The organism is Pallidibacillus pasinlerensis (genome assembly GCF_009996845.1).
In the GTDB taxonomy this organism is placed as follows: Bacteria; Bacillota; Bacilli; order Bacillales; family Caldibacillaceae; genus Pallidibacillus; species Pallidibacillus pasinlerensis.
This window is the reverse complement of the sequence record NZ_JAACYS010000016.1, coordinates 21,704-43,953: the sequence shown is the minus strand read 5'-3', so window position 1 is coordinate 43,953 and position 22,250 is coordinate 21,704. Positions and strand designations below refer to the sequence as shown.

At 34.7% G+C, this 22,250-nt stretch carries 21 protein-coding genes, 1 pseudogene and 1 riboswitch; of the genes and pseudogenes, 2 read left to right on the top strand and 20 right to left on the bottom strand.

Features of this window, described 5'->3' with window-relative positions:
- Positions 1-147 precede the first annotated feature (147 nt).
- A complete protein-coding gene (locus GW534_RS05400; RefSeq protein WP_161920039.1) occupies positions 148-375 on the bottom strand; it encodes a hypothetical protein in 228 nt (75 codons plus the stop codon).
- Positions 376-550: 175 nt separating this feature from the next.
- Positions 551-748: a hypothetical protein gene (locus GW534_RS05395; protein ID WP_161920038.1), complete on the bottom strand. Its 198-nt coding sequence runs from the start codon at positions 746-748 to the stop codon at positions 551-553.
- Positions 749-1,315: 567 nt separating this feature from the next.
- On the opposite strand from GW534_RS05395, the gene GW534_RS05390 reads away from it, so the two are divergent.
- Positions 1,316-1,711: a hypothetical protein gene (locus GW534_RS05390; RefSeq protein ID WP_161920037.1), complete on the top strand. Its 396-nt coding sequence runs from the start codon at positions 1,316-1,318 to the stop codon at positions 1,709-1,711.
- A gap of 68 nt (positions 1,712-1,779) precedes the next feature.
- Here GW534_RS05390 and GW534_RS05385 read toward each other — a convergent pair whose 3' ends face one another.
- From GW534_RS05385 to GW534_RS05300, 18 genes and pseudogenes are all read right to left on the bottom strand, one after another.
- Positions 1,780-2,664 carry a radical SAM/SPASM domain-containing protein gene (locus tag GW534_RS05385; protein WP_161920036.1) on the bottom strand — a complete coding sequence of 295 codons (885 nt, stop codon included), beginning with the start codon at positions 2,662-2,664 and terminating at the stop codon, positions 1,780-1,782.
- Between the two features lie 192 nt (positions 2,665-2,856).
- On the bottom strand, positions 2,857-3,339 hold the full coding sequence (locus GW534_RS05380) for a nucleoside deaminase (RefSeq protein WP_161920035.1): 483 nt from the start codon (positions 3,337-3,339) through the stop codon (positions 2,857-2,859).
- Positions 3,340-3,415: 76 nt separating this feature from the next.
- Positions 3,416-3,758: pseudogene (locus GW534_RS05375) on the bottom strand (zinc ribbon domain-containing protein YjdM).
- A gap of 221 nt (positions 3,759-3,979) precedes the next feature.
- The gene (locus GW534_RS05370; RefSeq protein ID WP_161920034.1) at positions 3,980-6,655 is read right to left on the bottom strand and encodes a YhgE/Pip domain-containing protein; all 2,676 of its coding nucleotides are present in this window, start codon (positions 6,653-6,655) and stop codon (positions 3,980-3,982) included.
- Positions 6,656-6,768: 113 nt separating this feature from the next.
- On the bottom strand, positions 6,769-7,353 hold the full coding sequence (locus GW534_RS05365; RefSeq protein ID WP_161920033.1) for a TetR/AcrR family transcriptional regulator: 585 nt from the start codon (positions 7,351-7,353) through the stop codon (positions 6,769-6,771).
- A gap of 405 nt (positions 7,354-7,758) precedes the next feature.
- A complete protein-coding gene (locus GW534_RS05360; protein ID WP_161920032.1) occupies positions 7,759-8,496 on the bottom strand; it encodes an energy-coupling factor transporter transmembrane component T family protein in 738 nt (245 codons plus the stop codon).
- Positions 8,493-10,082, bottom strand: coding sequence for an ABC transporter ATP-binding protein (locus GW534_RS05355; protein WP_161920031.1), 1,590 nt, complete (start codon positions 10,080-10,082; stop codon positions 8,493-8,495). Before GW534_RS05355 ends, GW534_RS05360 begins: the two co-directional genes overlap by 4 nt.
- A complete protein-coding gene (locus GW534_RS05350) occupies positions 10,060-10,656 on the bottom strand; it encodes an ECF transporter S component (protein WP_161920030.1) in 597 nt (198 codons plus the stop codon). Before GW534_RS05350 ends, GW534_RS05355 begins: the two co-directional genes overlap by 23 nt.
- Positions 10,653-11,339, bottom strand: a complete 687-nt coding sequence (gene tenA / locus GW534_RS05345) for a thiaminase II (protein ID WP_161920029.1) — start codon at positions 11,337-11,339, stop codon at positions 10,653-10,655. The genes GW534_RS05350 and tenA overlap by 4 nt, the downstream gene beginning before the upstream one ends.
- 116 nt (positions 11,340-11,455) lie before the next feature.
- Positions 11,456-11,556, bottom strand: a riboswitch (TPP riboswitch).
- A 128-nt stretch (positions 11,557-11,684) separates the two neighbouring features.
- Positions 11,685-11,810 (bottom strand): LysR family transcriptional regulator, encoded by a 126-nt coding sequence (locus tag GW534_RS05340; protein WP_202630838.1) that lies wholly within the window; start codon positions 11,808-11,810, stop codon positions 11,685-11,687.
- Positions 11,807-12,154, bottom strand: coding sequence for a hypothetical protein (locus GW534_RS05335; protein WP_161920028.1), 348 nt, complete (start codon positions 12,152-12,154; stop codon positions 11,807-11,809). The genes GW534_RS05340 and GW534_RS05335 overlap by 4 nt, the downstream gene beginning before the upstream one ends.
- A gap of 206 nt (positions 12,155-12,360) precedes the next feature.
- Positions 12,361-12,717, bottom strand: coding sequence for an SAVED domain-containing protein (locus GW534_RS05330; protein ID WP_312854631.1), 357 nt, complete (start codon positions 12,715-12,717; stop codon positions 12,361-12,363).
- 318 nt (positions 12,718-13,035) lie between these two features.
- Positions 13,036-13,485: a hypothetical protein gene (locus tag GW534_RS05325; RefSeq protein ID WP_161920027.1), complete on the bottom strand. Its 450-nt coding sequence runs from the start codon at positions 13,483-13,485 to the stop codon at positions 13,036-13,038.
- A complete protein-coding gene (locus GW534_RS05320) occupies positions 13,482-14,129 on the bottom strand; it encodes a S1 family peptidase (RefSeq protein ID WP_161920026.1) in 648 nt (215 codons plus the stop codon). The genes GW534_RS05325 and GW534_RS05320 overlap by 4 nt, the downstream gene beginning before the upstream one ends.
- A 292-nt stretch (positions 14,130-14,421) precedes the next feature.
- Positions 14,422-17,670: a type I restriction endonuclease subunit R gene (locus GW534_RS05315; protein WP_161920025.1), complete on the bottom strand. Its 3,249-nt coding sequence runs from the start codon at positions 17,668-17,670 to the stop codon at positions 14,422-14,424.
- Positions 17,671-17,705: 35 nt separating this feature from the next.
- Complete coding sequence (locus GW534_RS05310; RefSeq protein WP_161920024.1) at positions 17,706-18,983, bottom strand: restriction endonuclease subunit S; 1,278 nt, start codon at positions 18,981-18,983, stop codon at positions 17,706-17,708.
- Complete coding sequence (locus tag GW534_RS05305) at positions 18,973-20,490, bottom strand: class I SAM-dependent DNA methyltransferase (protein WP_407670442.1); 1,518 nt, start codon at positions 20,488-20,490, stop codon at positions 18,973-18,975. Before GW534_RS05305 ends, GW534_RS05310 begins: the two co-directional genes overlap by 11 nt.
- A gap of 20 nt (positions 20,491-20,510) precedes the next feature.
- Positions 20,511-21,104: a helix-turn-helix domain-containing protein gene (locus GW534_RS05300; RefSeq protein ID WP_161920022.1), complete on the bottom strand. Its 594-nt coding sequence runs from the start codon at positions 21,102-21,104 to the stop codon at positions 20,511-20,513.
- Positions 21,105-21,239: 135 nt separating this feature from the next.
- Here GW534_RS05300 and GW534_RS16340 point away from each other — a divergent pair, with 135 nt between their 5' ends.
- A complete protein-coding gene (locus GW534_RS16340) occupies positions 21,240-22,151 on the top strand; it encodes a recombinase family protein (RefSeq protein WP_246203943.1) in 912 nt (303 codons plus the stop codon).
- Positions 22,152-22,250: the final 99 nt, after the last annotated feature.

Sequence of the window (22,250 nt, the reverse complement as noted above, 5' to 3'; positions counted from 1 at the left end):
AAAATGAAAAACATTTAATCTATCAATTTAAAATAATATCATAGATAAATAGATAACGGCTGTAAAATGCTGCTGTAAGACTATTATCAAACTTTGCAACCTTGGCAATTCCTGCGCTTAAAATCATTAAAATACTACTTTGCAGAACTAAAAAATAAGAATATATACGAATGTTTCCACCGGGATTTTATTTTGATACACACTAACAAAACTGACTGCAGGCATGAGTAAATACATATTTAATTTTGATAATGTATGTAGATCAAGCTGAAATTTCCGATGAAGAAAAGCACCAATAATAATTAGTAGAAAAACAGGTACGATGACATGAAGTAATATTTGTAAAAAATTGACAATATCCTCACCTAAATTCATCTTTTAGTAAATATTTTTTACCGTACTTTCATTAGATCATTAAAAAATAGATAGGATAACTTTTCTACTTAAACGATTTTAATAAGGAACACATTTTTAATCTAAATAAGAAAGATAACACTTTTTATGATGTTCATCTATTTAGGCGTAGAAATCATAATATTATTTATGATTATTAAACTTTGTTTTCAATTATATATCCGTCTAGTGAAATCCAGATTGTTTTTGTTAATCTTTGAGCGACTTTTTCTAAGTCTTGTTCTTCTATCACTTCTAAGCTTGACGTTAGCTCTTTATGCCACTTTTTTATTAATGGCATATTCCATTTAGTTTTCGCAAAAATATTCGTAATACATAAGATTTCAGATGTCATATGTTGATAAACTGAATTATTCGCATAGGATCACCTAAATTTTTAACCTTTTTATACTATATTTTTTTCCTTTCGTTAAAAACGGTTCTAAATAAAAAAACTTGATAAGTACTTGGATTTATCTGGGTAATATATTAAAGAGAGGTATGGTATAGACTTACGGCAAATTATTTTACAATAACCATCATATAAAATTTTTACTTAGCGCCCATTCCACCGTCAACACGGATTTGTGCACCAGTAATAAATTGACTTTCATCTGAAGCTAAGATTCAGCTTCACCATAACGGCCAAGAGGAATAGTTTTTGCTAGTTCTCTACGTACCGCAATTGGATCATCTGGATTGTTACCAGCTTCAACAATATCCATCATTTGTGTTTTTGCATAACTTGGGTGAATGGAGTTTACGCGTACACCGTATTATTGCATTGAATAATCATAAATTTTCAAAATGAACATTATTATTTAATAAGACTACTAAAGGAGGGATGTATAGTATCCATTTAAAGTGAAAATGTTTAAAATTCAGGAAACAATTCCAAACACATTAAATAAGGGGGAATAATATGGGAGCGAACTGGATTAAATTGTCTGTTCTTTATTTAGTTTTTGGAATTTGTGTTGGCTTATTTATGTCCATGACTCTACAACTGAATTGGGGATCTGCACACGCCCATGTTAACTTAGTCGGTTTTGCGACAACGGCTATTTTCGGAGTTATTTATTCTATTTATCCTGGTGCAGCAAACAATTCATTAGGAAAAGCCCATTTTTGGCTTCATAATTTAGGTGTCCCAGTTTTCCTTTTAAGTGCATTTTTAGTGCAAATACCTGGTATGTTAGATACTGCCCATATTTTCACATATCTTGGTGGGGGAGCTTTCGGGTTAGGTGTAATAGTCTTTATTGTTAATGCGTTAAAAAATATTAACGAATCAACGATGATCGGTTCTGGAAAATAATCACTAATTATATTTAAACCGGTCATCTCATAACAATTGATGGCCGGTTCCTTTTATGTATAGGCTATTTACCCAAATCTTTTACGAAAACCACATTTTCTACAAAGTTCTTCAACTGCTTCTCTTCTCGAAAAGCCTTCAACTAAATTTTTAGCTCTTTCCATTTCAATAATATCTGAAAAAGCATGTTGATTAATATTTCCTAAATTAATAATGCCTTCTCCATCTAAACAACAAGGAATAACCGTTCCGTCTGCTAAAATTCCTGCCTGAGTTCTTAAACCATAGCAAAAGCCTTTTCCATCATCTTCTTCTGCATCTAATGAAGGCCATTCAAACTCGTAATCTTGGTTAATATATACCCGTTCTGCAATCTTAATGCCGCCTTCAGGCTTTACTTCTTCTTCTATTTTGTAATTTAAATTAAATTCATCTTCAATAATTGCAAGCAACTCTCTGTTCCGCTCTCGTTCAAAATTTGTTTTATTATCCGGTGATAAATTCCACAGTCTTAGAGAGATATACAATTTCGTTTTCTCTGTTGCTTCTTTAACAAAAGACAGTATACTCCTCACATATTCTTCCTTATCTTTCTTTTGCTTCAGAGCCGGATTGCCATCATAACTATGAAGTGAAAAGTTAATTTGTCTTAAGGCAGGCTTATTTAACAAGTCGTTTCGCTTTTTATTAATTAGTGTTCCATTTGTTGTAATATGTACATTAAATCCCTTCTCATGGCTAATATCTAACAGCTCGCCGATTTTCGGGTGGAGTAGGGGCTCTCCCTTAACATGTAAATGAATAAAATTCGTATGGGGTTTAATTTGATCTAACCGTTTTGAAAAGTCCTCTACTGAAATAAATTGTTTCGGTCTTAAGGTTGGCGGGCAGAAATAACAAGCAAGATTACATACACTCGTAATTTCTAAGTATACCCTTTTAAACTTTTTCAACTTACATTCCTCTCTTTAAAAAACATATTTTAGTAATCATCATAGCGTATACTAGTTGAACAAAATACATATACTTTTAAAACTCGAGAGATTAAACGTATTCTTACAAAGTAAACGAGCATTGGATTATATTCACAATGCTCATTTTTTATTTTCATAATTTAATTTTAATCAGTTTATAATACAATAAAATTAACGTTTTCCTTCATGGAGTTGACGATGAAGTTCACGTACTTGTTCTGCTAGTTCAGGAACAGGACCAGCCACTTCTACATCTCGGATTACTTCTTGTATTGGAAGATTGCGAACGCGTGATGGAGGTACGCCTAATTCACTTAACCATTGGGCTAACTGTTTAGAAGAACTAGCATAAACGATTCGGCCTAAACCAACCCAACCGTGGGCCGCTGCACACATTGGACAATATTCACCGGACGTATAAACTGTTGCCTTTGCTCTTTCTTCAGGAGTCATGTTGTTTGCTGCCCAGCGTGCGATGGCAAATTCCGGATGTTGCGTGTGATCACCACTGGCTACATGGTTATGGTCCTCAAATAGAACCTTGCCATCAGCTGAAACAAGAACTGAACCAAAAGGCTCATCACCTTTTTCCAATGCCTCTTTAGCAAGTTCCACACAACGACGCAAGTGTTTCAAATCTGTTTCACTGATCATCAACTGAATCCTCCTTTCGCCATCATGTGCATTTTTTCTATTATCAAATGTGATTGGAATTAAAGAAAAGCAGATATTATGCATTTTTTACAAACTCTGATTTCAATTTCATCGGACCAAATCCATCAATTTTACAATCGATATTATGGTCACCATCAACTAAACGAATATTTTTTTACCTTCGTACCTTGTTTTAATACTGAAGAACTTCCTTTTACTTTTAAGTCTTTAATTACGACAACAGTATCTCCGTCGTTTAAAACATTACCATGGGCATCTTTAATTACATTTGTATCTTCTGCACTTTCTGTATCTTGATTTAACGTCCACTCATGGGCGCACATTGGGCAAACTAACATGTTCCCATCTTCATATGTATATTCAGAATTACATTTTGGACAATTTGGTAAGTTACTCATTCTATCATTTTCTCCTTTTAAAAGATGTATTCATTACTATAATACAAGCTATTATAAGAAAGACAAATCACGATTATATTTTGACCAGAAAAAAGGTACCGTCGTTTTATATATATGGGGTTTAAATGAATAACAATCCCTTTGAATATAAGTGATAAGATCTCTCAGCCAGTAAGATATGTCACCAACCAAAGAAAGAGGGACTTGTAAAATCCCCCCTCTTACTCCAACATCCTGCTAGCTTTCGTTTTTTCATATGCAGCTTCAATACGTTCAGCAAGCAATGGTTTTAAGAGTGCCCCAACAAGAAGTGCAAGAACCATAAAAATGAGTAATATGCTTATATATTTCATCACAAGAACAGGAATAGCTCCAGCAACGGCTTCTCGTAACAAATTTATCGCGTAAGTAAATGGTAAGAAAGGATGAATTGCTTGGAAAAATGGTGGCGTAACATCAATTGGGAAGGTGCCTCCGCTACTCGATAATTGCAGCACGAGAAGGATAATCGCAAGCCCTTTACCAATATTTCCAAAAATAGATACGAGTGTATAAACGATTGTCATTAATACTATAGAGATTAACATGGAAAACACAACAAAGAAAACTGGATGCTTTGTGTAAACCCCAAGTAAAAGTAAATTTCCTACACTAACAATAAGGCTTTGTAAAATTCCAATAATCAAGAAAATAATTAGCTTTCCAAAATATACATGACGTAATGTATATTCCTTTCGCATATCTATAGGGTGCACGTTAGTGGAAATTAAATTTGATAATAATAACGCTCCTACCCAAATACTTAATGTCGTATAAAATGGTGCATTCGCTGATCCATAATTCGGTATTTCAAATAAGTGTTCTTCTTTTAAGTCAACTGGATTGGCAAAAAATTCACTTTCTTTATCAAGATCATTTCGTAATAAGACAATCAACTTATTTATTTGGTCCTCTTCTTCAATTTTCTTAAAGTGATCGGCTAACTCATCTATCACATGTTCAAATTCAGGTAAATACTCACGACTATACCTATTTATATCATGTAATGAATTTTTCACTTTAGGAGCCTTTTCTGTTAATAATGTCGCAATATTTTTATACTTCTCTTTCATTTTTGGATAATCAGTCTTCATCATCTGTGCTACATTATGAACAAGCTTTTCAAAGGAAGGCAATTTTTCATTCACAAATTTAGCCAAATTTTCAATAGTATTGACCACTTTTGGAAGTTCTTCCTCTGTTATATCTACGAGTTTATTTACTTTAGCTTCCACATCTGGGAGTTCATTAATGAGTCTTTCAATCGTTTCTCCGCTTTTATTTACGATATCGTTAGATAAATTTAATACATTCCCCAATGATTCTAATTCAGAATACAAATTTTCTAATCCACTATTTGACTGTTCAATTCGCTCCATTAGATCCATAAAAGCTGTAGTCAGGTTTTTTCCTTGTTCGCTGTTTAACATGTTCATCAATGTTGTAGAAACTTCTTTCACAGCCTGGTTCTTTTCACGAATTTCTTTTAATTTTTCTGAGTTAAAGTTTCCGTTATTGATTTCATTTTGCAGTGAATTAACTGATTGTTGAAGAGTCTCCATTTTGTTACGTAAAACAGTCAGCTTATCTATCATATCTTGGATTTGTTCATTTTGCTGTTTTTGATTCATAAGCTCATAGTACTTTATGATTTGATCAATCACTGCAATTTGATTTGTTAATTGTTCATTTAAATTTGTAACATATTTCGTGGCCTCTTCAAGCGAATCTTTATTATAAAACTCTTCAATAACTTGATCTGTCAATGTTGCGGTTTCACTGATAAACTGGATTTGCTGAAGGAAAATTTCGCTCATTGTCGAGTCTGTTTTAGCAGCTTGTTCCTTTAGTGATTCAACAATTTGCAAAAATTCCTCTGCATACTCTCTGTTTTCCTCTAAAACAGGAATCAAATTTTGCATTTGTGCAATCTTCTCTTTTGCTACATTTGCCTTTTCTAGACCATCTTTTAATTGCTCTCCCACTTCAGTAAAGCGATCTCGAAAAATCGTTAGTTTTTCAACTGCTTTTTCCAGTTCTGGTATAGACTGTTCGATCTTTAAGACTTCATTTCCTATCTGGTTTATCTTCGGCAATTGCTCTTCTAGACGGAAAATGTATTCCGCACCTTTGTCTATCTGAGGAAAATAATCTTGTAATCCAATAAATTGTTCTATACGATTATCAATCTTATCCCAGTTTTCTTCTATTTCCATTAAACTTTCTGCAAAATGATTAATTTCAGGAAAGCTTTTGTGTATTTCATCGACTATTCTTTTTATTTTACGCATTGTTGGAAGTTCTTCTTCCATCTTGATACCAAGCTTATCTAATTGCTCAAGAAGAGCCTTTGACGTTTCTTCAATCAATTTGTCATTTATTTTTGAAACAACCGCATTTGCTCCAGCCGACGTCATCTTAGGAGCAATTGCATTCATTTTTTCATTCACTTGATATACTATTTCCGCTTGCGTCGGATCTCCATCAAGAACCTTAACTAAATTACTAGAAAAGTTTTTATCAATATAAATGGCAGCATACAAATTCCCTAATTTTACACCTTTTTCTGCTTCACGTTTCGAAATAAATTTCCATCCGAAATCTTGATTCTCTTTCAAACTATGAACAATCTCTTCACCAATGTTAATGGATTCTCCCTCTATTTCCACTCCCTCATCTTCATTAACAACGGCTATTTGAATCCCCTTCGTATTTGCATAGGGGTCCCATGTAGACTCTAAGTTAAACCACGCATAAAGGGCAGGTAATACAGCAATTGCTAATAAAATTAAAGCAAACAATGGAACTCTTTTTATATTTCTTAAATCCTGCTTAAAGATATTGATAACGTTCCTCATAGTATCCTCCAATAAAACTATGAATATGACTAGAATAGTTCTTTGGTCAATTTATTTAAAAAATATAGATCATATTTCGATATTCCCTCATTTAGCAAGAACTATGCCAATTGTTAATAGTCTTCATTTTTCATTCCAATTCCCTCAATAAAATATGTATTGATAAGTTCTGCAATTTGATCTTTATCTAATGGTTCATGACGTTCTTTCCAGTCATTAACCAGGTTTACGTACATTTTAAACATTAAAAAGGATGTTATTTTAGGATCACATTTCCGTAATTCTCCACGTTCAATCGCGGTTTCGATTTTTACTTCAATAAATTCACAAATTTCATCTTCTACAGATTTCATTGCTGCAATGACTTCAGGAGTTCCGATTTCCTTTACCTCTTGAGAAAGTTTAATCATTAATTCATGTTCTGATTGAAATTTAGTTATAGTATGTAGAACTTCATTAAAGCTTTTAATAAACGGCTGTCTTCGTGGAATTGCACTTTCTGCAACATCTCTCATTTCAACGACAAATAAATCTATAATTGCTTTTAGCATTTCTTCTTTAGAAGAAAAATATGTATAAATTGTTCCCTTACCTACTTGTGCAATTTTTGCAATTTGATCCATCGTTGTTGCTTTATAACCAAAGTGACTAAAGGATTTCTTTGCAGCATTAATAATTTTTAACTTTTTGTCATTCATCCTTATTGAACCTCCGTTTTTCGACTAAAATACGAAATTGGTCATTAGTCAGTTTAACATTACGGAAAGCATGGTGCAAGTAAAAAATAGTAGGGGCTGTCCAGAAATTAAGTAGCTAGTAGATTTTTTGTTTCATTGACGCGATCATCGAGAGCACAGCACCCGCCTTCTCGACGCTGACACACGTTTATAGACTTTTGGGCAGAACACTTACGCTTTCTCCACAAGAGCTATTCCCGTTCCTTTTGTACTGAATATGCTTCGTCGGTTCTACACAAACAGGCACTACGTATGTCGTCGCTATATCTACTTGAACATCTACTACTTTTGACTTTTTGGACAGCCCCACTAAAATTCAAAAAACATAAAAAATTAAAGACTTCTTTTTCAAAAAGATATGAAATCTTAACGAAAAATAATGATCATTACTATTACAATCGCTAATATAGAAACTAAATAACCCCCATCTTTTAATGCCACTTTTGTTGTTCGATAATAGGTTCTGTTTTTTGCTCTGCTTAATCCACGGGCTTCCATTGCAATCGCAATGCGTTCAGATTTCCTAATTCCTTGTGTAAACATCGGGACAGCATAACTTAAAAACATTTTCCATCCATTTTTTTCTTTATAGCCTCTCACTTTATGAGCCATTTTCAGCTGATTTAATTCCGATTGGAATAAGGGGATTAAACGAATCCCTGCTAATAGTCCATATGCCCACTTCGGTGAAAGTTTACATTGATGGATGAGACTCATAATAAACACTGTCAAGTCGGTTGTAGAGGTAAATAATAATCCATACGTGACAAAAGCTAACATACGAAAAGCGATCGTCAAACCATGATTTATACTTTCTTGTGTCACATGAAACCACGCCCATTGCCAAATCGTTTCCTGCCCCTTTCCAAAGGCTGCCATCATCCAAAAAATTAAAATAAAAATCCCGAAAAAGGGACATAACCTTTTTAATAAATACGAAATTGTCCATCCTCCTAAAAAAAGACCTATAAGGACGGCTAGAAACCATATTAAGAACGTCACTTTAACATCGGTAATGACCATTAATAGTAACATCACAAGTACATGGGAAAATAGCTTGCACGAGGGATTTATAGTAGCTAAGAATGAATGATTTACCTTCATACTAAAATCTCTTCCCTTCGTTCATGCATCAACTGGTAATGAAGAGGTGGTATGATTTTCGTTTTTTGTAATATATCCCGGTTACTAAATAAACCAAATGGCGTTCCTTGATAGGCCATTTTCCCTTTATTCAAAAGCAAGACTCGATCTGAATATTGATCTACCAAATCCATATCGTGGGTTACCATAATAATTGTTGTTCCTTGTTTCTGTCTTTCTTTTAATTGTTTCATCAGTTTATATGTTGTTTTTTCGTCTTGACCAAATGTTGGTTCATCAAGCAATAATAATGCTTGATCAAACAATAACATAGTTGCTACACTTAACCTCCGCTTTTGTCCAAAACTAAGTGTAAAAGGATGTTTGTTCTCATGGTCTTCCAACCCGAACTCTTGTATCAGCCTCTTTGTTTTGGCATATATTAATTCTTCTGGCCAATTTCTCTGGCTTCCTCCAAAAGCAATTTCTTCAAATACTGTGTCAGCTATAAATTGATGTTCCGGATTTTGAAAGACAAAACCTACTTGCTCATACAATTCACGATCTGACCAATTCGTTAGTTCCTTACCATGAATAAATATGTTTCCTTTTTTTATTGGTTCCAAGCGGATAAGACTTTTCAGTAAAGTGCTTTTTCCACTTCCATTTTCTCCAACAATGGAGATCCATTCTCCTTTGTCTATTGTTAGATTAATTTCTTTTACAATAGACTTCCTTCCGTATCCAATTGTCACATTTTCTGTCGAAATGACTGGATTTTCAATTTTATAATCTTTCATTGCAGTCTGACACTTTGATTTAAATTGCTTCGATAATTTGATGGATAATGGATGAGAAGGATTTTCAATAACCTCAATCCACTTGCTTGGATAAAGTTTCGGACGCCAAATTCCCGCTTCTTTCATTTCATTAGTAAAATGATGGATAATGTCCTCTGGCTCTCCATCTCCAATCACATTTCCGTCCTCATTTAACATAATAATCCGATCCATCCACTCAATACAGCCGTCTAACATATGTTCAACAAAAATCATTGTTTGATTTGTTTTTTGAGATAGTCGGTGTAATATTTCAAGTATTTCTTTCCTGCCAGCTGGATCTAACTGAGCAGTTGGTTCATCAAAGAACAGCACCTCTGGCTCCAAGGCTAGTAAACAAGCTAAAGCTAGTCTTTGTTTCATTCCACCTGATAATGTATCGATAGGGGTTTTCTTATCTACTTTTAAACCGACTTGATTCATTAAATCGGAGATAATATTGTCCATTTCGGTTTGAGGAACGGATCGGTTCTCAAGGCTAAATGCAATCTCTTCATCCACATGCAACATACAAAATTGAGAATCGGGATCCTGAAACATAATCCCCACATTATCTCTCAGAAATACTTGTCCTGTTACTTCTGCTTCTATATACTCTGGAATGATCCCAGCGAGAGTGGAAATCAAAGTTGATTTCCCACCCCCGCTTGGTCCAAGTATCAATACTTTTTCTCCTTTATTAATAGATAGCGTAATATTTTTCAGTATGTGTTCTGAACGGTTATAATAACGGACAGAAAGATCATTACAGCCCAGAAACATGTCCATTGGCATCTTCCTTTTTTCTTTTTTCTTTCATAATTGCATATTGTTCTAACACACCTGTTTTTGCCAATGTATCTACTACTACTTTTGCTAACCAACCGCCAAGAATCATACCGCTGATAATATGAATACCTAACGTAGTTAATAATACCTCTGTCGAGTAATATCCAAAACCTTTTGCCAACAAATTATAAATCATTCCAAAAACGGCCGCCAAAGCACCAGAAAGCATTAAAGTAAAAAGGTTATATCGCTTGTATCTGAATATGGCAAAAGCAGTTTCAGAACCAATCCCTTGAAATATTCCTACTAATAAGGCGGCTAATCCAAAATGGCTTCCTGTAAATAATTCCACTGCTGCAGCCGTAACTTCTGCGACAAATGCCGCACCTGGTTTACGAATGATATAGGCAACAATAGGACTAGCGATCACCCAGATGCCAAACATAAAACCGGCACCGACAGGACCAATTACAGCAGAAATCGGAATCCAAAGTGTAGACCAGCCTAAATAGATCACACCACAAATTACTGATAAAACAACCGCTAAGACGATTTCTTTCATTTTCCAAGTCAAGATTGTATTACCTCCATTTTTACAGGCCAATCCTCAAGTTTATAAGCCATATCCCAAAACATATATTCAAGCTGACAGCTAAGTAAGAAATGTTCCTTCATTTTTTCTTTTTCTATGTTTGTCGCTTCCTTTACCAGTTCATCAAGCCGTGCACAAAACTTTGTTGTGATTGAATCGGTCCGATTGCCATAGAAATGGATCCATTCATAAAATGGATGTGAACGGTCTGGGTTCACTTCTGTTAATAATCGCTTCCCTATTTCCCAGTAAGTCCACGGGCACGGCAATAAAACTGCAATAATTTCACCCAATGTCCCTTCATGAGCAACCGTCAGCATATGCCGTATGTATTGATGTGCGGTTGGAGACAATGGGTACCCTTGTAATTCTTCGTATTTGACATCTGCAACTTGACAAAAGTTATGATGTGGATGTGTTTCACTATTCAAAATAAAAGAAATTTGCTTATTAAACATTTCCATATCTTTACGATCTTTACACTTTGAAATTGCCATTCCATAGATTCGTATAAAGGCATTTAAATACTCAAAGTCTTGCTTTACATAATGAATTAGTTGTTCCTTCTTTAAATCTCCTTTTGCTATTCCCTGTACAAATGGATGCTCAAAAATAGCATTAAAAATCGGATCTGCTTCTTTTCGCAGTTCTGCAGAAAAACTCATGTTTATTTATGCCTCCTTATTAATTATAGTGGAAGACGCTAGTTAGGAAGCAATTGCAGAATAAAGACAAAAAAAACCGCACCAAAATGGAGCGGCAGAATACTTTTAAATATACTCTTGCACGGACTCCACTTCCCTACGCTAGTATGAACTAGATCAGGTTCAAAGGGTCCGGGATACTTCCCGTCTCAGCCGAAAGGCTCCCCTAGTGTCTTCCTATACATTGCTATTCATTTAATTATCACTTTACACACACTTTTCAGTAAAGTCAATACAATCTTACATAAGTTAATAATTTTATTTCACCATACCCTTTGTATAACACAGCTGTTTTCCAGCAGTTGTTTATACTGTCCTTTTTCCAATTGTTGTAAAAAGGGTATGATTAAGCTCTTTTTCAAGAGATTGTATTTGTAACGTATTGGTGGGTTGTGTGTAGCCTAATTTGTTTGCTGCCTTGGATAAATTCAATTCCTTTGCAACAATTTTTCAACCACTTTTAGACACTCAAAGATTGCATCATCGTCCAAAATATACTCACTTAAAATAGCATCTATATTTTGTTTGAGATTTTCAAAAGTTTCAAAAACACCATCCCTAATCTCTGTATTGAAAACATCAGTTATGGAATCCTCATTAATAACCTTTGCTAGCCTTTTATCGAACACAAATAAAAAGTACTGATATTGGTCAACCCCCTTGTATTGCTTCCAGTTAATTCTTTTAAAGCGTGTAATAATAAATTGGTAGTCCTCATGGTGGAATTCAACAATTTCATTTTCCATTGTTTTTCTTGAGTTATTTGTTTGTTGCAAGTGTATCTCCTCCATTATCTTATGTGTTAATTTCACATGCGACTATTATAGATAATGGAATAAATCCCTTTCTTTTAGTTCAATATAAATACATTGGTTGGTATATCAATCTTGTTATAAAATGAATTACAGAGCCAATTTAACCCTAATTTTTGGCCGATATTCATTGATGAAAACAATAACTTTATACGATTTCCCTTTCTTTGTTAAACGGTTTTCTCATCAACATCAAAGCTTAAAATTTCCTCATTTCTTAAATTAATCGCCCAGTCATAAGCATTATTGTTATAGTTATACACTATTATTTCAGGATGATAATGATCTACTACTCTCCCTAAACTAAAACTCAGAGAAACAGGAGTGGTAGCAAATAAATGAACTCTTTTAACGCCTCTCTCGCTTAATCTAGATAGAAGATCTAAAAAATACTTCTGATACAAATCGACTTGAGCGTAATTAGTGATTTTCCAGCGCACCGGACTTTCTAAGCCTAATGATATTATTTGGGAGACATTTGTAACATTCTTTATTCCCTCATCCCTGATTGAAAATGATTGTTCAATTTTTATTGAAATTATGTTAATAAATTACTTTTTGGATAGGAAAAGAGCACAGTCTATATACTAGGAGTGCGCTCTTTTGCCTATCTAATAACTAGATTTTTTCTAACCACCCTTTATTAATTACTATTTCCACCCTTTGCTTTACCACTATTTGTGATACGGTTCACCGTGGTGATTTGAGAGGCAAAAAAGCATTGGGAGTTAGTTTAACTCTCAATGCTTTTTTATATAAATTTTACATGCGATGTGTGTTGTGTGGAGACAATAAACGATTTTGAGTTAGTGAAGCTTACCTTTTGAATGAGTATATCTGATATATCAATTTTCCGTTGTATCCAATGCACACCAAGCATTTAATGAAGTCTTAGCAATCATTATAAAAATGATAACAATTGCAGGAGCAATAAATGTAGCAGCTAAACCAACTTTAGCACCTATTAGTGCTGAAACCATTGAAACAATAGCTGTTTTGTTTTCATGAGATTGAGATAATTTAACTAATTCACTACGTTCAGCAGCATATACAGGATCTCCACAAAGCAACTTATGAACTTCTTTCTTTAGCAATGGGAAAAACCTCTTCTCAGGTTGAGGTTGTGCAGAAAAAGGTGATGTATTATCGACTGACGCTTCAAGCCATGCTATTGCCGCTTCCTCATACGATTTAATGTTCAATAACTCAGATACAATATCCCTTTGATAATTAGGCAATGTATCTAACCAGAATTTGTCCTCTTTAACATTAAATAAATTTAGATTATCCATCATGAAATCATCCTTTCTATATACCCTGCTGAAACAGCATGAGTTGTTTGATGTAATGTTTGTGGATCAATATCACCTAATCTAATACCCCCTTTAAGGGTTGGAACATATGGTCCTATGAGTATACCAATCAATGCACCATCTAAAGTGCGAATTACTGGACCTCCTGACTGACCGGGTCGTGCCTGTATATTTAGTACTAAATGTTTTGATTTAATATTTTTGGAACTAAGAAGTATTTTTGCACCCACTTCACAAGTCTGTTGTGTCAAAACTATTCTACCTAAATTTGAATGAGGAAAACCAACAACTACAACTTCCTCACCAGGATTAACAATATCGGCAGTCCCCAATTTAAGGTTCGATTGCACAGATTGTCCCCCTTGTAAAGATAAGACACAAATATCTCTAAACGGATCTATTGCCTCAATTTTCACAGGAACAAGTTGACTTTGTTGTACAGTAGTATCTTGATATCCCGATTTGTAATTGGTGTTAAGTCTAATAAATAAATTTTCATTACTGCCATTTACAACATGTGCCGCAGTTACTAATAGATTCGATTTATTAATCAAAGTACAGGTACCCGCTGGAAAGTAAATACTATCTATTAATCTACCAATAGAAAAAACAACATTTTGAAACATTTAATCACTTCCTAATCTCGTACATTAAAAAACTCATTCAACTATCTATTTACACATTTTTCCCGTATCTACAACCAATTTTGTATTCTATATATCTCCTTGTTATATTCAATTCTTAAATGTAATGAAAAGACAGTTCCAAATATAAATTTCCCAGGAACTGCCTTCTGTTGTTATATCTAGTTGTTTTATCTGGGTAGCCCAATACATTATTTATATCTCTTTTCTTTTTTCTCAATCTAAGATTGAAGAGTAAAGAATTCGAAATAGAATTAGTTAAGAAAAGATTTTCTTAAACTTCATATTCACCTTTAGATTCCGCAGCCTGCAGCGTATTCCAATCTCTTACTTCAGTATGCTCCGCCATTAATTCTGCTTGTCGCATAACTGTGTCCAATGCTTTTTTCGCTTGTTCTGGTGGATAATCATACTTCTTCAATAGTCGCTTAATAATTCTCCTCATTCCTGCACGGGCGCTTTTTCGAACATGCCAGTCAATGGTCATGTTCCGTCTAATTGCTTGAGTCAGTTCATTGGCGATTTTACGTAAGACTTCATCTTCCATTAACTCTTTAACTATAGACTCAGATGTTAAAGCATCGTAAAAGGCAATTTCATCTTCATTTAAACCGAGATCTTTTTCTTCTTCTCGTTCTTTTTTCATGTCCTTTGCCATTTGAATTAGTTCTTCGATTACTTCGGCGTTTGTAATGGCTTGGTTTTTATATTTGTTCAGCGACTGTTTCAGTTTTTCCGAGTATTTTTGGGATTTGACAAGGTTGCGTCTTTCCATTGTTTTGATGTTGCCTTCCAGCAATTTTTTAAGCATTTCAAGGGCTAAATTTTTATATTCATATGAACGTACTTCTTCGAGAAATTCTTCCGATAATATAGATACATCCGGATGTTTCAATCCCATTACTTCAAATACATCCACTACTTCTTCTGAAATAATGGAACGTTCGAGTAATTGATTAACGCGTGCTTCGATTTCTTTTTTCGTCTTCCGCTTCGGCTGTTTTTCTTGAAGTTTATTAAGGCTTGCCTTAACTGCTTTAAAATAACTGACTTCAAGAGCTGCTGCTTTTCCTTCATCCGTCGCTGCACATAGTGAATGCGCCTTCGCTAGCTCGGTTGCCGTCTTTTTGAATTCTTTTTGTTCTTTTTCACTCTTACCAAAAATGACATTCATTCCGCCAGTGATGGCTCGAATACGAGCTGCTTGGGATGAACCCATATAAGCAGAGTAATCAAACCCATGCATCATATCTTGCAGGATTTCAAGTTTTTCTTTCATAACAGCGACAGCAGCTGATGTATCGATACCCGTTGTTTTCTTATCACTTTCGGTATATTGATTTAAAGCTTTCTTTAAGCTTTCTAAAATCCCAATATAATCTACAACTACTCCACCTGATTTATCTTTAAATACACGGTTTACCCGTGCGATTGCCTGCATGAGGTTATGACCCTTCATCGGTTTATCGATGTACATCGTATGCATGGAAGGTACGTCAAATCCAGTCAGCCACATATCACGTACAATGACGATTTTTAGTTCATCATTATTATCTTTCATTCTTTTTGCCAATAAATCCCGTCGTTTTTTTCCACCAATATGCGGCTGTAAGAAATCATCATCCCCAGCACTGCCTGTCATGACGACTTTAATTTTACCTTTATCGTCATCATCGGAATGCCAATCTGGACGTAATTTGACAATTTCGTTATAAAGTGCGACACAAATACGGCGACTCATACAAACAATCATTGCTTTTCCGTCAATTGCTTTTGCCTTTTCTTCGTAATGATTGACTATATCTTTTGCCAATTGTTTTATGCGGTTAGGTGAACCGACGATGGCTTCGAGCCTAGACCATTTGGACTTGTATTTTTCACGTACTGGTTCTTCCTGATCTTCGGTAATCTCTTCAAATTCTTCATCGATCTTAGCTAATTCTTCTTCATTGGCTTCCAAGCGGATAATACGGTTTTCATAATAAATTTTAACCGTTGCTTTATCTTCAACTGCTCGCGTCATATCATAAATGTCAATATAATTACCGAAAACAGCGGGCGTTGACTTATCTTCCAGTTCTATCGGTGTTCCTGTAAAACCGATAAAGGAAGCATTCGGAAGTGCATCACGAAGATATTTTGCATATCCATATTTCACTTCGCCTGTTTTCGTATCTGTCTTTGCAGAAAAACCATATTGACTGCGATGAGCTTCATCCGCAATAACAATCACATTTTTACGATCGGTTAAAACCGGCATTTCGCCTTCTTCCGGTTTGAACTTTTGAATCGTTGTAAAAATAATACCGCCTGATTCCCGGTCATTTAGAAGATCATATAATCCGTTTATCTCTTTGGATTTTTCGTTGGCTTGTTGTTTTTTCTGTTCCTCACTCAATTTGCGGACATCTGCTTGTTTCGGTGTTTGTCTTAAAATATCCTTTGATTTAGAAAATGTCGAAAATAACTGGTCATCTAGATCGTTGCGGTCAGTAATCACCACAATGGTTGGATTATTTAGCTGCTTGACAAGCTGTGCTGTATAAAAAACCATTGAAAAACTTTTCCCAGAACCTTGTGTATGCCATATAACACCGATTTTACGGTCTCCGTTCTCACTGGTCGCTATTTTTGTCTTTTCCACTGCTTTTTTTACCGCAAAATATTGGTGATAGGCAGCGAGAATTTTGGCAATCGTTTTTCTTTCGCCGATTTTCTTCCCATTTTCATCCCGTTCTTCTTCTTTGGATTCCTGAAAGAGAATAAAGTTTTCAATAATATCAATAAGCCGGTTTTTTGCCAGCATCCCTCTTAACAACACTTCATATTGCGGCACTTCAAGTGGTTCAATGTTTTCCCCATCCACCGTCCGCCAATTCATAAAACGTTCTTGACTTGCGGTAATCGTTCCCGCTTTCGCATTAATCCCATCGGATAAAATACAAAATGCATTGTAGTAAAATAAAGTTGGAATATCACGTTTATACGTTTGAATTTGTGCATAGGCATTATCGATACTCACATTTTCATCAGATGCTGATTTTAATTCGATAACGACAAATGGGATGCCATTTATAAAAATAACTAAATCCGGGCGGCGTTCTTCTTTTTCAACGATCGTAAACTGATTTACTACCAAAAAATCATTATTAGCTGGTTGTTCAAAATCAATTAAGAATGCCTTCATCGAACGGCTATGACCATCTTGATGAAACGATACATCAATGCCTTCAGTGATTAATTTGTGAAAATGACGGTTGTTTTCTTCTAAGCTTGGACTATTAAAAGCTATAATTTGCCGAAATGCTTCTTCTATTGCTTCCTGTGGCAAATGGCGATTATGTTTAAACAAAGCATCTTTTACACGGTCTTCTAAAATTACAGTACGATAATCTTTGCGTTCTGGTCTTTCCCCATCACAACTAATGTCCGGACCAAAGACATAGTCATAGCCAAGTTCCTGAAGAATTTCTATAGCTGCTTCTTCCAGCTTATCTTCCGTAAAATTTTCTAAAAAACTCATTCTCCTCTCCCCTTTCGCAATCGGAACCATTTCCATTAACTCTGTTCTACTAAAGTTTCATTATCCAACGGGACACGAATTTCTCCGGACATTAGTTTTGGGAGAAGATTGTCTCGGATTGAAACTAATCTCTGGTTTTCTATCGAATTATTAAAAATTAAAAATGAAATGTTTTTAATAATTTCAGTAAATGAATCCTCTATATCTTTTTTAGGTACTAGTATTTTGTGTTTTTTAACATGAGTAATTTTTATACTTGGTTGAACGGATCCAATATTATATGAAATCAATTGTTTTTTTATATGTCGCATATACTGAAATAAATATAAATAAGAAATGTTTTTTGTTCTTAATGCAACAACATTTTGCGCAATACAACCTTTGTCTCCAAAAAATAATTTTAATTCACCAATGCTCCCAACGGTAGACAATAAAATATCCCCAGTTTTTGGATGTCCACTTCTAAACCATGTTTCATACGTGTTTTTATCTACAAACTTAGAACAATTATCATAATTTACAATGCGATCTGTTCCAGTTAATGCTTTTACATCAATAATAGGATAATTTGTTTTATTCTGGCTTAAAGGTGGTGTTTTTCCACGATTATCAATAATATCAACTAAATCATCTAGTTGACATATCTCCCACCCCTTAGGTATCATCCCCAACTCACTCTCAACCATTTCGCCGCCACTTGATTTATACGGCTCACCATTTTCATTCGGAAACTCAAAATCAACAAACCAATGTTTAAACAAAGCTTGGGCCATTTCTTCTAACTTTTTATTAATTTTGTTGTTGGTTTCAATCTTTTCATCTAAGGTGGAAAGGATATTTGCTATGGCTTTTTGTTCTCTTAATGGTGGAATCAATAATTTCGTCTGTTCTAAGACATCCATTTGCACTCGTTGGCGACCAGATGTACCAGTCATTGATTTTATTGCAATATTTCTAAAATCATCTGAAATTGCTAAATAATAAATAAAGTCATTATCTGAAATACCACTAATTTCACGCATTACAATGAATTCAGTTGAACCAAATCCTATTTCATTATCATCTAATATATCAACTTGTGCTGTTTTCCCATTTTCAAGACACGGAGTTATTCGAGCTAATAAAGTGTCACCATTTTTAAACTTTGTACCACTTTTAAATTCAGCATATTCAAATCCAGTTATTTTTTTTTGGTAAGGAGCTAACTTATCCATGCTGATTTTTTTAGCCATGGTACCTTTTTTTATGCTTTCTCGTGGATTAAATAAAATAACATCTTTGAGCTGAACTTCTTTCCAATCGTTAGATGTCATACCCAATCCCCCCTAGATTTTTTCTAATCTCTTCTTCCAATCGGTGGGATTTTTCAAATAGTTCCCTTAATTCACTCGTTAACGTTTCCATTTTTTCTTCAAATGGTATACCATCATCCTCGACATCACTTATTCCAACATAACGTCCCGGAGTTAACACATAGTCGTTTTGGCGGACATCCTCTATTGTGGCTGATTTACAGAACCCATTAATGTCCTCATATTCACCATCTAATTTCCGCCAGTTTCGGTATGTTCCTGCAATTTTTTGAATATCTTCTTCTGTTAATTCACGAAGACGACGGTCAACCATTTGTCCCATGTTTCGTGCATCGATAAATAAAATTTCATGTTCACGGCTTCGGTATTTAGGATGATTTTTCTTATTACGGTTTAAAATCCATAAACATACCGGAATACCAGTTGAATAGAATAATTTATCAGGCAATGCAACAATGGCATCGACTAAATCCGCTTCGAGTATGTTTTTACGAATTTCCCCTTCATTCGATGTATTGGAACTTAGCGAACCATTGGCTAATACAATACCAGCAGCGCCATTTGGTGCTAGGTGATAGATTATATGCTGTAACCATGCATAGTTGGCATTGCTCGCTGGTGGTGTACCGAATTTCCAACGAACATCATCAACTAATTCATTTCCGCCCCAGTCACTCACATTGAATGGAGGATTGGCAAGGATGAAATCTGCTTTCAGCGTTTTATGCAAATCGTTATGGAATGTATCCGCATGGTGTTCACCGATATTCCCCTCAATTCCACGGATAGCAAGATTCATTTTACAAAGCTTCCAAGTCGTCGAATTCAATTCTTGACCGTAAATCGAGAGGTTATCGATTTTTCCTTGATGGCGTTCAACAAACTTTTCACTTTGAACAAACATGCCGCCGCTGCCACAACAAGGGTCATAAATCCGTCCTTCATAAGGTTCAATCATTTCAACCAATGTTTTAACAACACTTTGTGGCGTATAGAACTCGCCACCGCCTTTTCCTTCTGCACTTGCAAACTTACCTAAGAAATATTCATAAACTCGACCAAGTAAGTCTTTTTCTTGTTTGCTGTGCAATTTAATGGTTGAAATGAGGTCTATCAGTTCTCCTAAACGGCGTTTATCAATCTCAGGACGGGCATAACGTTTATCTAACACACTTCTGAGTGACGGGTTTTCTTTTTCAATTTCGATCATCGCTTCGTCAATATATTGACCGATTTTCGGGTCTTTCGCACGGTCTTTAATGAAGCTCCAACGTGACTGTTTCGGTACCCAGAAAATATTTTCGGCTGTATATTCATCACGGTCTTCTTCAAAACCTTCTCCTTCTTCAACTAACTCGTTATACTTCATTTCAAACTTATCAGAAATGTATTTTAAGAAAATCAATCCTAAGACTACGTGTTTATATTCGGATGCATCCATGCTTCCACGTAATTTGTCAGCCGCTTTCCAAAGTGTTTCCTCAAAACCAATCTTTGCTGTTTCCATCATCGCATCTCCTTTTAAATCTAGTAATTATAATCATCTAATACTTCGAATAATTCACTTTCAAATTCGTCTTGTTCAGGACCTGTTGACACCCAATCTGGTAACACTTCTAAATAATGTGCTAAAGCTTCTATTGTTTTATGGAAAACCGGTTCATGCTGTGCTTTATCTAAAAGTTCAAGAACCAATTTAAATGTGTCTAAATAAGGTTGATGTTCAGCACGATTAAGCATGTTCCGAAATTTTTCAATTAGTTTGGCTTTTTCAATAGCATGTTCAATTTGATTCAATTCCTCTTTGTCATAAACCGGCACTTCAACAAGATCATTTTCTTCCCCAATGAGGAACTGTTCTTCATGTTTCGTGATAATAGGCTGTAAATCCCGTTTTAATTTTTCTTTTTGAATCTCCAGTTTATCTAAATCAGTTAATTCTTTTGAAAAGTATTTAGCGTCTATGCCAAAAATTTGTTCCAACGTAGGTAAATGTTTTTTAGAGATCTTTTGCTTTCTTTTAATCCAAAGATTAATATTTTGCTTTTTAATTCCAAGCTTTTCGGCCAGTTCAATTTGCTGCATACCATAAAGTTCAAGGATGTATTCTAAACCTATCAATTGATCACCTACCAAAATATTGTCCGAGTCAATATAGTTATATTGTAATAGGTAAATAGTTCCCAGTCAATCAAACATTTACTATTATCGTGTTTTATGGGGCAAAACTGAGATGACAATACGATTTGTCCAGCAATGAAAAGGCTTATTGATGATGTGGAAATCAACAAATTTGATGCCGTTTTGGTATGGAAAATATCCCGGCTTTCAAGAAATATGTTGGATACTCTAATCATTTTGGATAAGTTTGAAAAATACGATGTAAAATTTATATCCTACTCGGAAAACTTTGATACCGGAAGCCCTATTGGCCGTTTAGTTCTACAGATAATGGCTTCTATTGCGGAAATGGAAAGAAATACGTTATCGGAAAATGTAAAACTTGGTATGAAACAAAGGGCATTAGAGGGACAATGGAATGGTGGTTCTGTATTTGGTTACGATACTGTTGAAAAACAACTTGTCATCAATCATAAAGAAACAGAGATCGTAAAAATGATCTTTGAAATGTATGCAAGCGGAAAGGGGTTAAAGGCAATTGCAAACTACTTAAATAAATTAGGATATCGAACGAAAAAAGGCCGTTATTTTTCTATAAATGGGATTGCAACAATCTTAGACAATGTCATCTATAATGGTAAAATCAGCTGGTTAAAGGTTGAAAATTGGGACACTAAGAGAAGAAAAGGAAAGAATCCTGACCCTATCATTGTTGAGGGGCAGCATGAAGCCATCATTTCAGATGAATTATGGAGTTTAGTTCAAGCAAGAAGAAAAAGCAAATCATTTAAACAGCGCCAATCGAATGAACCTTTTTTACTTAGCAGTCTTTTGCGTTGCCCTGATTGCGGTCAAGGAATGGTCCCTTCCATTACGACATCTACACGAAAGGATGGGACGAAACGAAAACATCGTTATTATGTTTGTAGTAATTTCCATAATAAAGGATCTGCAGCATGTAAAGCGAATTCCATAAAAGCGTATGAAGCAGAGGACGAGGTTATTAATAGAATTGAAAAACTCGTTACCAATAAGCAAAAGCTATAAAAACATTAAAAGAAATAAATTCAAGTTCTGCTAGTTCACTAAACAAACTGAATAAAGAACTAGAACAGATTGAAAACCGCTTGTTGGAAATCCAGCAAT

What these genes read in the sequence shown, in the direction of transcription:
- GW534_RS05400 (WP_161920039.1), bottom strand. Translation starts at nt 375, where the DNA reads ATGAATTTAGGTGAGGATATTGTCAATTTTTTACAAATATTACTTCAT.
- GW534_RS05395 (WP_161920038.1), bottom strand. Translation starts at nt 748, where the DNA reads ATGACATCTGAAATCTTATGTATTACGAATATTTTTGCGAAAACTAAA.
- GW534_RS05390 (WP_161920037.1), top strand. Translation starts at nt 1,316, where the DNA reads ATGGGAGCGAACTGGATTAAATTGTCTGTTCTTTATTTAGTTTTTGGA.
- GW534_RS05380 (WP_161920035.1), bottom strand. Translation starts at nt 3,339, where the DNA reads ATGATCAGTGAAACAGATTTGAAACACTTGCGTCGTTGTGTGGAACTT.
- GW534_RS05370 (WP_161920034.1), bottom strand. Translation starts at nt 6,655, where the DNA reads ATGAGGAACGTTATCAATATCTTTAAGCAGGATTTAAGAAATATAAAA.
- GW534_RS05365 (WP_161920033.1), bottom strand. Translation starts at nt 7,353, where the DNA reads ATGAATGACAAAAAGTTAAAAATTATTAATGCTGCAAAGAAATCCTTT.
- GW534_RS05360 (WP_161920032.1), bottom strand. Translation starts at nt 8,496, where the DNA reads ATGAAGGTAAATCATTCATTCTTAGCTACTATAAATCCCTCGTGCAAG.
- GW534_RS05355 (WP_161920031.1), bottom strand. Translation starts at nt 10,082, where the DNA reads ATGGACATGTTTCTGGGCTGTAATGATCTTTCTGTCCGTTATTATAAC.
- tenA (WP_161920029.1), bottom strand. Translation starts at nt 11,339, where the DNA reads ATGAGTTTTTCTGCAGAACTGCGAAAAGAAGCAGATCCGATTTTTAAT.
- GW534_RS05325 (WP_161920027.1), bottom strand. Translation starts at nt 13,485, where the DNA reads ATGATGGATAATCTAAATTTATTTAATGTTAAAGAGGACAAATTCTGG.
- GW534_RS05320 (WP_161920026.1), bottom strand. Translation starts at nt 14,129, where the DNA reads ATGTTTCAAAATGTTGTTTTTTCTATTGGTAGATTAATAGATAGTATT.
- GW534_RS05315 (WP_161920025.1), bottom strand. Translation starts at nt 17,670, where the DNA reads ATGAGTTTTTTAGAAAATTTTACGGAAGATAAGCTGGAAGAAGCAGCT.
- GW534_RS05310 (WP_161920024.1), bottom strand. Translation starts at nt 18,983, where the DNA reads ATGACATCTAACGATTGGAAAGAAGTTCAGCTCAAAGATGTTATTTTA.
- GW534_RS05305 (WP_407670442.1), bottom strand. Translation starts at nt 20,490, where the DNA reads ATGGAAACAGCAAAGATTGGTTTTGAGGAAACACTTTGGAAAGCGGCT.
- GW534_RS16340 (WP_246203943.1), top strand. Translation starts at nt 21,240, where the DNA reads ATGAAAAGGCTTATTGATGATGTGGAAATCAACAAATTTGATGCCGTT.